This window comes from Streptomyces sp. NPDC093984, assembly GCF_044764595.1.
Lineage (GTDB): Bacteria > Actinomycetota > Actinomycetes > Streptomycetales > Streptomycetaceae > Streptomyces > Streptomyces cynarae.
Genome location: NZ_JBIWIM010000039.1, coordinates 1 through 12,757, shown reverse-complemented (window position 1 = coordinate 12,757; position 12,757 = coordinate 1). Strand labels below are relative to the sequence as shown.

Annotated in this window: 13 protein-coding genes and 3 pseudogenes; 10 read left to right on the top strand and 6 right to left on the bottom strand. The window is 69.8% G+C overall.

Features of this window, described 5'->3' with window-relative positions; all coding sequences use genetic code 11:
• The first annotated feature begins 381 nt into the window (after window positions 1–381).
• The 6 genes and pseudogenes from ACIRC0_RS39415 to ACIRC0_RS39390 all read left to right on the top strand — a co-directional run.
• Complete coding sequence (locus tag ACIRC0_RS39415) at window positions 382–990, top strand: superoxide dismutase (protein ID WP_403626880.1); 609 nt, start codon at window positions 382–384, stop codon at window positions 988–990.
• Between the two features lie 589 nt (window positions 991–1,579).
• Window positions 1,580–2,116 carry a GNAT family N-acetyltransferase gene (locus ACIRC0_RS39410; protein WP_403626878.1) on the top strand — a complete coding sequence of 179 codons (537 nt, stop codon included), beginning with the start codon at window positions 1,580–1,582 and terminating at the stop codon, window positions 2,114–2,116.
• 85 nt (window positions 2,117–2,201) lie between these two features.
• Complete coding sequence (locus ACIRC0_RS39405; protein WP_403626875.1) at window positions 2,202–3,695, top strand: ABC transporter substrate-binding protein; 1,494 nt, start codon at window positions 2,202–2,204, stop codon at window positions 3,693–3,695.
• Between the two features lie 89 nt (window positions 3,696–3,784).
• Entirely contained in the window at window positions 3,785–5,599 is a 1,815-nt protein-coding gene (locus tag ACIRC0_RS39400) for an ABC transporter permease subunit (RefSeq protein WP_403626883.1), read from the top strand.
• The gene (locus ACIRC0_RS39395; RefSeq protein ID WP_403626872.1) at window positions 5,596–6,939 is read left to right on the top strand and encodes an MDR family MFS transporter; all 1,344 of its coding nucleotides are present in this window, start codon (window positions 5,596–5,598) and stop codon (window positions 6,937–6,939) included. Before ACIRC0_RS39400 ends, ACIRC0_RS39395 begins: the two co-directional genes overlap by 4 nt.
• An 82-nt stretch (window positions 6,940–7,021) precedes the next feature.
• Window positions 7,022–7,263 (top strand): annotated as a pseudogene (locus ACIRC0_RS39390) (MerR family transcriptional regulator); the annotation flags it as partial.
• A 208-nt stretch (window positions 7,264–7,471) separates the two neighbouring features.
• On the opposite strand, the pseudogene ACIRC0_RS39385 reads toward ACIRC0_RS39390, so the two are convergent.
• From ACIRC0_RS39385 to rpmB, 4 genes and pseudogenes are all read right to left on the bottom strand, one after another.
• Window positions 7,472–7,703: pseudogene (locus tag ACIRC0_RS39385) on the bottom strand (hypothetical protein); the annotation flags it as partial.
• A gap of 393 nt (window positions 7,704–8,096) precedes the next feature.
• Complete coding sequence (locus tag ACIRC0_RS39380; protein ID WP_403626869.1) at window positions 8,097–8,462, bottom strand: peptidoglycan-binding protein; 366 nt, start codon at window positions 8,460–8,462, stop codon at window positions 8,097–8,099.
• Window positions 8,463–9,131: 669 nt separating this feature from the next.
• Window positions 9,132–9,437, bottom strand: coding sequence for a 30S ribosomal protein S14 (rpsN, locus tag ACIRC0_RS39375; protein WP_403626865.1), 306 nt, complete (start codon window positions 9,435–9,437; stop codon window positions 9,132–9,134).
• On the bottom strand, window positions 9,437–9,673 hold the full coding sequence (gene rpmB, locus ACIRC0_RS39370) for a 50S ribosomal protein L28 (protein WP_403626862.1): 237 nt from the start codon (window positions 9,671–9,673) through the stop codon (window positions 9,437–9,439). Before rpmB ends, rpsN begins: the two co-directional genes overlap by 1 nt.
• A gap of 73 nt (window positions 9,674–9,746) precedes the next feature.
• Between rpmB and rpmG the strand changes: the two genes are divergently transcribed.
• Genes rpmG through rpsR form a run of 4 tightly spaced genes read left to right on the top strand, consistent with a single transcriptional unit; the run spans window position 9,747 to window position 11,645 of the window.
• Entirely contained in the window at window positions 9,747–9,911 is a 165-nt protein-coding gene (gene rpmG / locus ACIRC0_RS39365; protein WP_026252351.1) for a 50S ribosomal protein L33, read from the top strand.
• A gap of 5 nt (window positions 9,912–9,916) precedes the next feature.
• The gene (locus ACIRC0_RS39360) at window positions 9,917–10,174 is read left to right on the top strand and encodes a type B 50S ribosomal protein L31 (protein ID WP_403626858.1); all 258 of its coding nucleotides are present in this window, start codon (window positions 9,917–9,919) and stop codon (window positions 10,172–10,174) included.
• The gene (locus tag ACIRC0_RS39355) at window positions 10,171–11,343 is read left to right on the top strand and encodes a GTP-binding protein (protein WP_403626855.1); all 1,173 of its coding nucleotides are present in this window, start codon (window positions 10,171–10,173) and stop codon (window positions 11,341–11,343) included. Before ACIRC0_RS39360 ends, ACIRC0_RS39355 begins: the two co-directional genes overlap by 4 nt.
• A gap of 59 nt (window positions 11,344–11,402) precedes the next feature.
• On the top strand, window positions 11,403–11,645 hold the full coding sequence (gene rpsR / locus ACIRC0_RS39350; RefSeq protein WP_403626852.1) for a 30S ribosomal protein S18: 243 nt from the start codon (window positions 11,403–11,405) through the stop codon (window positions 11,643–11,645).
• Window positions 11,646–11,770: 125 nt separating this feature from the next.
• Here rpsR and ACIRC0_RS39345 read toward each other — a convergent pair.
• Both ACIRC0_RS39345 and ACIRC0_RS39340 read right to left on the bottom strand, forming a co-directional pair.
• Window positions 11,771–12,499, bottom strand: a pseudogene (locus ACIRC0_RS39345) (GTP-binding protein); the annotation flags it as partial.
• Between the two features lie 30 nt (window positions 12,500–12,529).
• The coding region (locus tag ACIRC0_RS39340) for a transposase (protein WP_403626849.1) at window positions 12,530–12,757 on the bottom strand (228 nt) is incomplete at its 5' end.

The window sequence follows — 12,757 nt, the reverse complement described above, 5'->3', positions numbered from 1 at the left end:
CGGTCAGCAACGGACCGAGACTTCCGTGCCAGCCGTCATCTCACGCCTGATCAGTGGAAACCGCACATGAGGTTCGGTAAGAGAACGACCTCTAAGGCGACCGCCTTCCCCCTGCAGAGCCTGGTCATGAACGGACTGTGTCCCACCTGCCAGGGATGACAGAAGAGCGGTGCGGGGCCGGCCGCGTCCGGCGGGTGCCGGGTGAGATGACGATCACCTTCCGGGAAGGAAGCGGCACTGAGGTTGCCACGCTGCCGAAAGCTGACGGGCCGACCCCGTCACGACTCATGCTGATGCATCTGTGTAGTTGTTGCAACCTCTTCGCAATAAGTGCGTAGGCTGTCTCCGGACGATCACCCGTGCGGAAAGGGGACGTGCCTGATGGGCACTTACACGCTGCCCGACCTGCCCTACGACTACGCCGCGCTCGAGCCGGCCATCACCGGGCAGATCCTGGAGCTGCACCACGCCAAGCACCACGCCGCCTACGTCAAGGGCGCCAACGACACCCTGGAGCAGATCGCCGAAATCCGCGACAAGGACCAGATCACCCCGACCAGCCTGGTCGGCCTGGAGAAGACCTACGCCTTCAACCTCTCCGGCCACGTCCTGCACTCGATCTTCTGGCAGAACCTCTCCCCCGACGGCGGCGACCGCCCCGACGGGGCGCTGGCAGACGCCATCGACAAACACCTCGGCGGCTTCGAGCAGTTCAAGAAGCAGCTCACCGTCGCCACCTCCTCCGTCCAGGGCTCTGGCTGGGGAGTGCTGGCCTGGGAGCCGCTCGGGCGTCGCCTGGTCGTCGAGCAGGTCTACGACCATCACGGCAACGTCGGCCAGGGCACCACCCCCCTCCTGGTCTTCGACGCCTGGGAGCACGCCTACTACCTGCAGTACAAGAACGTCCGCCCCGACTACGTCACCAAGCTGTGGGACCTGGTCAACTGGGAAGACGTCGCCGCCCGCTACACCGCGGCCGTCGGCGCCTGACCACGTGACCACGCCGCCCGGGGGCCGGGAAGCCGTCAGGCTTCCCGGCCCCCGCGACGCCATACGCCTGCGCCGGATCACCCCGGACCGCCTCGCCATGCACCTGGACGTACTCGGCCGGCTCGCGCACACCACGTTCGCTCCTCGGCCCTGGCACGCGGCTCGGGCCGACATCGCCCGCCTGATGGATCGCCCCACGGTCGCTGGCCACGAACAGGGCCCTGCGCCACATCACCTTCAGCCTGGCTATGGACTGGCGTGCACGTACAGTGCGGTCAAGAGGGTGTCTAACTCGGTCGTCACAACCCGATGTTGGACACCCTCCCTGCGTCCGTGAACCCCGCAATACAGTCCGCTTCTCCTCGACCCGGCCGGACTTCCACACCAGCGGGGCGACGGCTCGGGCAGCGAGGCTCGCCTTGGTGCGGCGGCGCCACAAGCCGCCCTGTTCGCCAGCCTGCTCCGCCGGCACCCAGTGGACCAGGCCCGCCGGGTCAGTTCCTGACCGGGTTACCCGGCTGGCCAAGGGCTCAGCCCACTGCGGCCGACCCACGAGGAGGGCGACAGCACTCCTGCATATGATGCGCAAATGCATAACTATGGCATTAGGGAAGCCACGGCAGCGGACCTCGACGGGGCGCGGGTTGTGATGCTTGACGCTGTGTACAGGGACTTCGGTACCGGGTACGTGCCGCGCTGGCACGCCGACATCATCGACCCGGAGGCGTTCTATCTCGTGCCGCCGCGGCACACCCTGCTCGTCGCAGTCGACGAGCGGGACGGCACGGTGGCAGCCACGGCCGCGCTGGACGCACGAGGGCCTGCCCATCCGCCGAATCCGCGGTGGCTGGCCGAGCGGTACCCCTCAGGGGAGACCGCGCAGTTGCGGCGGGTGTACGTGCGCCCCGAGCACCGGCGGCGCAGGCTGGCCCGGCAACTTGTGCAAGACCTGCTGGAGTTCGCGAGGGCGGATGGCGGCTACCGGCACGTGTATCTCCATACATATCCGCACTCACCTGGCGCGATGGGCCTGTGGCAGGCCCTGGGCAAGGTTGTCCTCGATGAGCGGGAGGAAGCGCCCGGCGGCGGGAGCGACGTCGTGCACTTCGAGATCCCCGTTGTCTAAACGAAAACGATATTCATATACTTCACATCCCGTGCCGGGCCTGCAAAGACCGCACACAGAAGCACACCACAGAACGACGAGGGCCATGAGAACTCCCCGCCGTCGGCTGATAGCCGGCTTGCTGCTCACCCCCCTGCTCACGGGCTGCTTCGCCTCCTCCGGCGACGACTCCTCGTCCCCGGGCTCCTCCGACGGCGCACGCCTGCGCGTTGCCCTCGCCTTCGCTCCCACCGAGAACTACTCGCCGTTCGGGCAGGACGCCATGCTCCTGTCCCGGCTGGGCGTCAGCGAGGGGCTGACCAAGCTGGACGCCAACGGCACCGCGGTCCCCGCGCTCGCCGAGTTGTGGAGCAGCGAGAGCGGCGGCAAGAGCTGGGTGTTCACGCTGCGGGAGGCGAAGTTCCAGGACGGTGAGGCCGTCACCGCGAAGGCCGTCGCCGCCGCCCTCACCGCCGTCGGCAAGGCCGACCCTGTCCCCTCCGCGATCTCCGGTGTGAAGCTCACCGCCGAGGCCGTGGGCAAGAACCAGGTGCGTGTCGACACCGCCGAGGCCGACCCCGTACTGCCGCTGCGGCTGTCCAACCCGGCCCTCGCGGTGTTCGCCCCCAAGGCGTACCGGAAGAACGGCACGGTGAACGTGGTCGGTACCGCCACCGGTCCCTTCGAACTCACCAAGATCACCGGTGACACGGCGGCCACCCTGGACCGGTACGACGACTACTGGGGCGGACGCTCCCAGGCGTCCGGCATCGACGCCAAGTTCGTCTCCGACGGCACCGCCCGCGCCAACGCCCTGCGCACCGGTGACGTGGACATCGCCGAGTCGCTCCCCGTCGCCCAGGTCGCCTCCCTGGACAAGGGTCACGAGGTCAACACCGCCCGCAACACCAGCCTGTACCTCAACACGAAGTCCGGCGCCTTCACGGATGCGGGACTGCGGGCCGCCGCACGCGAGGCGATCGACACCTCGGTCATCGCCAAGAGCGCCTACGAGGGGTACGCCGTGCCCGCCCAGGGCCTCTACGGGCCGGCCCTGCCCTGGGCAGCCGGCAAGCGGACCGAGCCGACCGGGCGGGCGAAGCCGACCGACCCCAAGGGCAAGAGCATCACCATCGCCACCTACACCGACCGGCCCGAGATGCCAGAGGTAGCCCAGATCCTCCAGCAGCAGCTGCAGAAGGCCGGTTTCAAGGTGAAGCTGGAGGTGCGTACCTACGCACACCTCGAAGGCGACATGATGGCCGGGAAGTTCGACGCCGTCGTCTACGGCCGCAACATGATGCTGGACACCGGCGACCCGGTCACCGTCCTGGCCAGCGACTACACCTGCGACGGCTCCAACAACCTGTCGTTCCTCTGCGACAAGAACGTCGACAAGCTGGTCGCCGCCGCCCAGACCCAGTCCGACACCGCCAAGCGGCAGGACGCCGCGCTGAAGGCGGAGGCCGCCATCCTCGGCACGGACGCGGTGATCCCGCTGGTGCATCTGAAGCTGGTCACGGGCATCGCCAAGTCCGTGCAGGGCGCGCTGCTCGACCCGTACGAGCGCTCCCTCATCGGGATGGGGACCCGGCGCTGAACAGCTCGAACGCCACCGTGACCGGCGGTATCGGTGCCGCCCTGCGCGCCCTCGCGCGCGGCGGCGGCCCGGCTCTGCTGTGGCGGGCTGTGCTCACGGCCGCCCTGGTGTGCGGGATCGGTCTGCTGCCGTGGCTGTCCCGCACCGATCCCGCGCTGACCGTGCTCAGAGCCCGGTCGGCCGAGCGTGACCCGACGCCCGAGACGCTGCGGGCCATCCGGGACCAGCTCGGCCTGGGCGACGGCCCGTTGCCGCTGCTCGGGCGTTGGCTGGGCGGGCTGCTGCACGGGAACGCGGGCACGTCGTGGGTCTCAGGCAGCGAGGTGCTGCCCGCCGCCGCGCAGGCCCTCGGTGTCTCCCTGATGCTGATGGCCGGAGCCCTCGCGGTCGCCGTCGCCACGGCCGCGGCGGTGTGTGCGCGCACCCTGCGGCTCGGCTCCCGGCGACGCCTCGGCGACCGCGCACACGGAGGTACCGCGACGGCCGTCCTTGCCGCGCTGCCCGAGTTCCTCCTCGCCTCCGTGCTGGCCTGGGTGATCGGCGTGCAGCTGGGCTGGCTGCCGGCACTGGGCTGGTACGGGCCGCAGTGGATGGTGCTGCCCTCGCTCGCCCTGGGCCTGCCCGCCGGAGCCGTGCTGGGGCGGATGCTGGACGACCTGCTGCCCTGCGCGTTCGCCGAGCCGTGGGCGCTGGCCGCCGCCGCGCGCGGCGTACCGCCCAAGTCCGTGGCCCGGCAGGCCCTGCGCCGGTGTGTGCCCGCACTGCTGCCCAACCTGGGCCTGTTCGTGGTCGGCCTGACGGGCGGATCGGTCGCCGTCGAGCAGATCTTCGACATCCCGGGGCTCGGCCGGCTCACGCTGCAGGCCGCCCTCGCCCAGGACCTGCCCGTGCTGCAGACCGGCACGCTCGCCCTGGTGCTCCTCGCGGCGACGGCCGGGCTCCTCGCCCGGCTCGCGGCCCGATGGCTGATCGGACCCGCGCTGCGTGACGGCGCCCTGCACTCCCTGCACCGGCCCATCCCGCCCGCGCCCCGGATCCTGCCCCTGCTGTACGGGGCACTGCTCCTCGCCGTCATCGGCCTCGGCCTGCCGCGCAACCCACTCGCCCTGCACACCGACGCCCGGCTCCAAGGCCCGTCCCCCACGCACCCCTTCGGCACCGACGCGCTCGGCCGGGACCTGCTGGCCCGCATCGCGCACGGGGCGCTGGACACCCTCGCCATCGCCCTCGCGGTGAGTGTCGCCGCACTCGTGGCCGGCGTGCTGCTGGGTCTGCTGCCCCGGCTGTCCGCCCCGCTCGTCGACACCGTCAACGCCGTTCCCGCCGTGCTGGCCGGCCTCCTCGTCACCGGCATCGCCGGCAGCGGCCCATGGACCCCGGCATTCGCCGTGGCCGTCGTCGCCTGGTCACCGCTGGCCACCCACACCTCCGCCCTCCTCCAACAGGAGCGCGCCACCACCCACCTGACCGCCACCCGGGCCCTCGGCGCCGGACGCTGGTACCTCCTCTGGCACGAACTGCTGCCCGCCGTGCTGCCACCGGTCACCCGGCACGCCCTGCTCCGGCTGCCCGGCATCGCCCTGTCCCTGGCCGCCCTCGGCTTCCTCGGCCTGGGCGCTCAGCCGCCGTCGCCCGAGTGGGGCCTGCTGCTCGCCGAGAACCAGCCGTACGCCGAGCGCGCCCCGTGGGCGGTTCTCTTCCCGGCCGCCGTCCTCGCCCTGCTGGGCGCGCTCGCGGTGACCGCCGCGGGCGGCATACGCCTGCCCCGGCGACGGAAGCGGCCGGGGAGCCCGTCCGGAGCACCCGGCGAGGCCGAGAAGGCCGTGCCCACCCCGGAGCGGCAGCCGAACCGCCCGGACGCTCTCCTGCCCCCTGTGCCCGCCTCAGCCTCGGAAACCCCATGACAGATCTCATCTCCCGCGCCCTGACCCGCCGAGCCGCCCGCACGCCCAAGAACGGGACACCCCGAGGCCGCACCCCCGAAGCCCCGCGCGAACGGACCTGGAAACTCTGGAAGGAACTCTCACCGCTGCTGCGGCTGCTGATCGTCACCCAGGCCGCCTTCAACATCGGTTTCTACGCCGTCCTGCCGTTCCTCGCCGAGCACCTCGGCACCGCGATCGGCATGGCGGGCTGGCTGGTCGGCTTCGTCCTCGGTCTGCGCACCTTCAGCCAGCAGGGCCTGTTCGTGGTCGGCGGCTGGCTCGTCGACCGGTACGGCGTACGCCCGGTCGTCCTGGCCGGCTGCGTGCTGAGGATCGCCGGGTTCGCCTGGCTGGGGTACGCGGAGGCAGCCTGGGCGGTGATCGGCGCGGTGCTGGTGATCGGTTTCGCCGCCGCGCTGTTCTCCCCCGCCGTGGAGTCCGAGGTGGCCCGCCAGGCGGTGGTGTGGGAGGAGGAGGGTCACGGGCCGCGCACCCGGGTCCTGGCCCTGTTCACCGTGGCGGGCCAGGCCGGTGCCTTCGTCGGCCCGCTGCTCGGGGCGCTGCTGCTCGCCGTGGACTTCCGCACCACCTGCCTCGCCGGGGCCGGGGTCTTCGCCCTCGTCTTCGCCGGGCACCTGCGGCTGATGCCGCAGCACATCCCGGGCCGGGTCCGCACCCGGGGGCAGGGCGGGGTGCGGGTGCTGCTGCGCAACCGCCGTTTCCTGGCCCTGTGCTGCGCGTACGGGACCTACCTGCTCGCCTACAACGAGCTCTACCTCGCCCTCCCGGACGAGGTACAGCGCGCGGCGGGCTCCCAGGCGCCCCTGTCCTGGCTGTTCGCCCTCTCTTCGCTGCTGGTCGTTTTCGCTCAGCTTCCGGTCACCCGCTGGGTGGGCGCCCGGCTCGACCTGCGCCGCTCCATGACGGCCGGGCTGCTGCTCATCGCCGCCGGCTTCGCGGTCGTGGCCGCCGCACGCCCTGTCGGCTGGACAGGGGTTGCCGGGCTGCTGCCCGCTGCGGGGTATGTCATCTTGCTGACCCTCGGCCAGATGCTGGTCGTCCCCGCCGCCCGCGCCTGGGTGCCCGACCTCGCCGAGGACGGCCGGCTCGGCCTGTACACCGGCGCGCTGTCCTCCGTCAGCGGCCTGATCGTCCTCATCGGCAGCGCAGCCACCGGCTCCCTGCTCGACCTGGGCCTCCCGGCCGCCGTTCCCTGGCTGCTCCTGGCCATGGTTCCGGCGCTGGCGGTGGCGTTGGTGCCGCGCCACCCGAATCAAACCCGGACGAGGCGTTCGGTCACCACGGCGACACGCCCGTAAAGGACGGTTGAATCAGATGCGCCCTGGCTTACAGGCCATCCTGGTGTCAAGCGGCCCCGGTGCGGCGTCGCGTGGGCGCCGTCGCACGGCCGCCGGCTTCCGCCTCTACACCGAGGCCGACATCGCCCGCCTGAGGGTCATCCGCCGCTTGAAGCCCCCTCGGCTTCGACTCCGATGAGCCGGCCGACATCGACGAGCGGGGAAGCACTCCTGAAGCGGATAGGGATGTACGAGCAGGCCGCCGCCCAGAAGATCGAGAACTTGCAGATCCAACTGGCCCGCGCCGAAGACTTCGCCGCCACCCTCCGCGCCCGTCCGCCATGAGCAGGGCGCCCCGGCCTGATTTACCGGCTGACAGCCAGCCCGCCCAGCGCGCACGCCGGGCCCCAGCCGACCCCTGACGTGGGCGGCTTCACCAGGTGTCAACTCGGACACGGAACGTCAGCCCGTCGGGGCTGCTCAGATGCTCCTACGGCGCGACGGCCGCATCTGGCTGACTCCCATGAGGATGAGACCGGAGAACATGAGAGCGTCCGCCCCGCTTCCCCCAGCCGGGGGTGGTGTTGGCCCACGGGTCGTCCGAAGGTGCGAGGCGATTGGAAAGGTCCTCGAAGTCGGCCACCGCTGTGGTGCCGGCCAGGGCCTCCGTCAGCAGCCACATCGCCTGCTCCTCCCACGAGGTGCTCGACGACCGAAGGACACGCTCAGCTTACGAACAGCGACGCCGGCCAGCGGAGTTCATAGTTGCTCAGATCCAGACTCACCGCGTCATCATCACCCACTCGGGGGTGCGCTCCCGAAGCTGCCACCAAGTGACAAGCAGCGTAGGGTAACCGGGCAAAGCGGGCTCCTCCCGGACTGACATGTGTCCGCGACCTGCGGAAACTGCTTCACAAACAGGCAAGGGGCCCGGTGCTCCTGAAGGTGTCGCCAGGGGACATATCCGTTGGAGACACCTTCAGGAGCACCGGGCCCCTTGCCTGGTCCTGGTCCCACGGCGGGGTCAGCCCCTCTTCGGCACACCGCCGCCGCGACTCCTCCAGGAGTTCACGGCCGCGGTCCGTGGTCTTGAGGTGGTCGATCATCTGATGAAACCGCAGGGTTGGCAGATGAGCGGTTCCGGAGCTCCTGCCAGGCGACTTCCGAACTGTGGCTTGTTAGTACGACGGCAGGTACCAGTAGCAGTAGTTGTGGCCCCCATAGTAGGGGTCGCCCTTGTCCAGAAGCTTCTGGCCTGTTGCCTTGCCCACGATGCCATCAACTGTCAGGCCATAGGCGGACTGAAACGCCTTGACATTTTGCTTGGTAAGTGGACCCCACACCGCGTCCTCGGGGATATCAGCTCCTCTGCCGGCGGTGTTGAGGAGGTGCTGCACGCACCAGACGCCGTGGCTGTTATTGGCGTAACCGTCGCCAATGTAGCCAGCGGACGGAGATGCCTGGGCCTGGGGGACAGCACCGACCACGAACAGCGCCGTCGCGGCGGCGATGCCAGCCGCCCTAGTCATAGATGCCAGTCGCACAGAAAGGGTCCTTCCTTCTGCCCATCAGTCGGGTGGCACGGAGCCGTGACCTACCGTAGATACGGAACACCGGCTACAGCAGTGGTTCGCCAGCCAACACCGGAGGCGGACAGTCCGTTCTGCCCGTCGTGTGTCAACGCGCATGCTCATCGGCTACGCGTAGGTCTCGACCGCCGACCAGAACCTGGAATCACCAGATTGACGCCCTGCTGCGGGCCGGCGTCGACCGCGACCACGTCCGCGTCGACACCGCGAGCGGCGCGAAGGCGAAGAGGGCACGCCGGAGGCGTTCGGCCGCAACTCAGCGAGCACGAGCAACGCAAGAAGAAGTACGCCGAACTCCGCAAACACTGCGCCGACCTCGAAGAAAAACTCCAGATCTATGCCGCCGCGGTCAACCTCCTCGCACTGGAGAACACCGATCTGAACGGCCGCGACACCAGCGCATGCTTGCTCCCGATATGCAGCCCGGAGCACACGTGAACTCTGCAGACTTGCACAGTGAAGGCCGCACCCGCGCGGCCTTCATCCGGAAAGGAGCGCGGCCCCCCAGGATCACGTAGCCCGGCGGTGCCGCGGCCCGTGTGGTGTCAGGGACGGGGGCTTGGCTCTCTGAGCTCGTAGGATTGGACCGGTCCTGTGAGCGCACATGCCAATATCAGGTGCGGGTCACCAACTGCTCTTGGTCACGCCGGGGAGCTCGCCCGCGTGGGCCATCTCGCGTACACGGATGCGAGACAGGCCGAAGGCGCGCAGGTGACTGCGGGGGCGGCCGTCCACGGCATCGCGGTTGCGCAGGCGGGTGGCGCTGGCATCACGCGGCTGCCGGCGCAGTTCCCTCTGCGCGGCGGCGCGCTCCTCGTCGGACGTCCGGGGAGACGAGATGATCGCCTTCAGCTCGGCGCGGCGCGCGGCATAGCGGTCCACGATGCGGCGGCGCTGCTCGTTTTTCGCGATCTTGCTCTTCTTCGCCATCAGACCTTCCCTCCCCGGGCGCGGATGCGGGCCACGGCGGCCTCGATGCCGATCGTGTCGACCGTCTTGACGCCCTTTGCGGAGAGAGTGAGCCGGACGTGGCGCCCCTCGCTCGGCAGCCAGTAACGCTTGTGCTGGATGTTGGGGTCGAAGCGGCGCTTGCTGCGCCGGTGCGAGCGCGAGATGCGGTGTCCGAAACCGGGCTGTCGGCCAGTGAGTTGACAGTGAGCGGACATGCTTCCTCCTCGTGTGGTAGCAGCACAGTAGCAGCTAAATGAAAATGAAAACCAATACTGTATGGTGCTGTCCATGGCCCGTAACGAACTGCGCCCGATCATCAAGCTGAGGTCCACCGCCGGCACCGGCTACACCTACGTGACCCGCAAGAACCGCCGTAACGACCCCGACCGGCTGACGCTGCGCAAGTACGACCCGGTCGTCGGCCGTCACGTCGACTTCCGTGAGGAGCGCTGAGCACCGTGAAGCCCGGAATCCACCCCGAGTACCACCTGGTCGTCTTCCGTGACCGGGCCGCCGACTTCTCCTTCCTCACCCGGTCGACGGCCACCAGCGACAAGACCGTCGAGTGGGAGGACGGCAACACCTACCCGGTCATCGACGTTGAGATCTCCTCGGCGAGCCACCCGTTCTACACCGGCACCCAGCGGGTCCTGGACACCGCGGGGCGGGTCGAGCGCTTCGAGCGGCGCTACGGACGCGGACGGAGCGATCAGTGAACGTGGACCAGGCGCGGCTGCCGGTCGCGATCGTCGCCGGGTTGCACGCGGACGCCCGCCGGGTTGCCGTGGAGGAGATCCTGCGTACGGTCCCCGGCTCAGTCGCGCTGCATCATGACCTGACGGGCGCCGTCGGCAGTGCCGTGCATCGCACCATTCGCGACGCCGGCGGCCTGCTGGGCAGCGGTGACGCTCCCCTGGTGAACGACTGCGCGTGCTGTGCGCTGCGCGAGGACCTGGTCCCTGAGCTGATGCGGCTCGCCGAGGAGGGCAGGCATCGGCTGGCCGTCGTGGAACTGTGGGACTCCGTCGAACCCCAGGCCATGGCCGCGGTCATCGCCGCCGCGGGCGCACCGCTGGCGCTGACCGGCGTCGCCACAGCTGTCGACCCCGCACTTGTCCTGCCGTACCTGTCCAACGGCGACGACCTGGCCGGCGTCGGCCTCGCCGCCGCCCCCACCGACCAGCGCACCGTCGCCGACACCTTCGCCCGGCAGCTGGAATATCCCACGGTGATCGCCCTGGTCGATAGCTCGTGCGGGGAGGGCAGCGAGTGTGCCGACGACTGCGACCACGCGCTGCTGGCCCAGCTCACACCAGGCGCGCGAGCAGTGCGCGTGGAGGGTGGCGGCCTGGGAGCTGCTCTGCTGGCGGGGTTCGACGTGGCAGCGGCCGCAGCCCGCCTGCATCCCGCGTGCGCGCTGCTGCCGCAGGAGTGCGACCAGAACGGTGTGACCACCCTCGTCTGGCGGCGTGACCGGCCCTTCCACCCCCAGCGCCTCCACGCCGCACTGGAGGACCTGACCTGCGCCGCCGCCCGCAGCCGTGGTCGCTTCTGGCTGGCCGACCGCCCCGACACACTGCTGTCGTGGGACGCCGCGGGCGGCGCGCTGTGCGTGGAATCGGTAGGGCCCTGGCTGGCTGCCCTGCCTGATGCCGCCTGGGAGATGGTTCCGGCCGAACGCCGCGTCGCTGCCGCACTGGACTGGCACCCCGAGCACGGGGACCGCTGCCAGTACCTCACCTTCACCTCGCCCGGCCTGGACCGAGACGGTCTGCTGGCCCTGCTCGACTCGTGCCTGCTCACCGACGACGAGTACGCGGCAGGCAGGGACGGCTGGAAACAACTTCCCCACGCCTTCGACGACTTGCTCGACCCAGTGGCCTGAACCCTGCCCAAGGGCCCGCATGCCCGAGCGCATCCGATGGAGAGAGGATCCACCCGACCATGCCCCGAAACAAGACCACCCGGCGGCAGACAGCCAAACGCCAACGCACCAACCCGCTGGACGCCGCCGGCATCACCTACATCGACTACAAGAACACCGACCTGCTGCGGAAGTTCATCTCCGACCGCGGAAAGATCCGCAGCCGTCGGGTGACCCACGTGACGCGTCAGCAGCAACGGCAGATAGCACAGGCCATCAAGAACGCACGCGAGATGGCTCTGCTGCCCTACAGCTCCCGATAGCCGGCCGCGGCAACGCTTCACGTACGGGTCCGACGGCTCGGGTGAGGGCGTCCGTCCGGGTCGGTCTCCGTGCCGTGCCGGGCCGGGCGGCGCCGTGGCTGTGTCCGCCGCCCGGCCCGGGGCCTTCAGGCGCCCGCCGTGAGTTCGTTCCGCTCGTGGTCGCAAGTGTCGTCGATGCCGTGGGTATCCCAGGCGGGGAACGGGTCGACGGGCGGCAGGCTCTCGCCGTCGGCCATGAGGCAGTCGTTCAATGCCGCGTGCAGGGCCTCCGCGTGCAGGTGCGTGCCGATGAAGACCAGTTCCTGGCCGTCGGGGCTGTCCGTGTCGCGGGCGCCGGACGGCTCGAAGCGAGCGACGGAGCCGGCCTGTGACCACAGGCCCGTCACCTGCGGGCGGCTGGCCAGCGTGAAGAACCCCTTGGAGCGAAGGATCTGCCCGTACGCGCCGCTGTCGAGCCCCTTGGTCACGAACGTCCACAGCCGGCCGGGGTGGAAGGACAGTTCAGAGCGGAAGACGGTGGAGGAGATCCGGTACTCCTCCGTCTCGGGCACGTGGTCGCCGTTGAGTTCCCTTACCCAGCCGGGGGCCTGTTGGGCGCGTTCGAGGTCGAAGAGCCCGGTGCCCAGTACGTCGCCGGCCTTCACCTGGCCGTGGACGGCCGGGACGACGCGCGCGGCCGGGTTGAGGCAGGTGAGCGTCGCCCGCAGCCGGTCGGCCAACTCCTCGTCGACGAGGTCGAGTTTGTTGAGGACGATGACGTCGGCGAACTCCACCTGGTCCATGAGCAGGTCGCTGACGGTGCGCTCGTCGTCCTCGTACTGGTCCAGGCCCCGCTCGACGAGCTCGTCGCCCGTTGCTACTGAGAATTTCGGTTCGGGGTGACGTCATGGCGGTGCCGGGATGAGTCCGGTCTCGGCGATGAAGCCGTCAAGCAGGTCGGGCCGGTACTGCATCCGTTTGAGGCGGGTGTGGACCAGTCCGGCCAGGTCATCGATGCTGCACGGGGCAAGGTTGCTAAGGCTCCTCTTCAGGTGCGCCCACACACCCTCGGCCGGGTTGAGATCGGGCGTGTAGGTGGGGAAGCGGAAGACCGTCAGCCACGGCCGTTTCCC

Coding starts and splice junctions, on each gene's coding strand:
- ACIRC0_RS39415 (WP_403626880.1), top strand. CDS start 382: ATGGGCACTTACACGCTGCCCGACCTGCCCTACGACTACGCCGCGCTC.
- ACIRC0_RS39410 (WP_403626878.1), top strand. CDS start 1,580: ATGCATAACTATGGCATTAGGGAAGCCACGGCAGCGGACCTCGACGGG.
- ACIRC0_RS39405 (WP_403626875.1), top strand. CDS start 2,202: ATGAGAACTCCCCGCCGTCGGCTGATAGCCGGCTTGCTGCTCACCCCC.
- ACIRC0_RS39395 (WP_403626872.1), top strand. CDS start 5,596: ATGACAGATCTCATCTCCCGCGCCCTGACCCGCCGAGCCGCCCGCACG.
- rpsN (WP_403626865.1), bottom strand. CDS start 9,437: ATGGCGAAGAAGAGCAAGATCGCGAAAAACGAGCAGCGCCGCCGCATC.
- rpmB (WP_403626862.1), bottom strand. CDS start 9,673: ATGTCCGCTCACTGTCAACTCACTGGCCGACAGCCCGGTTTCGGACAC.
- rpmG (WP_026252351.1), top strand. CDS start 9,747: ATGGCCCGTAACGAACTGCGCCCGATCATCAAGCTGAGGTCCACCGCC.
- rpsR (WP_403626852.1), top strand. CDS start 11,403: ATGCCCCGAAACAAGACCACCCGGCGGCAGACAGCCAAACGCCAACGC.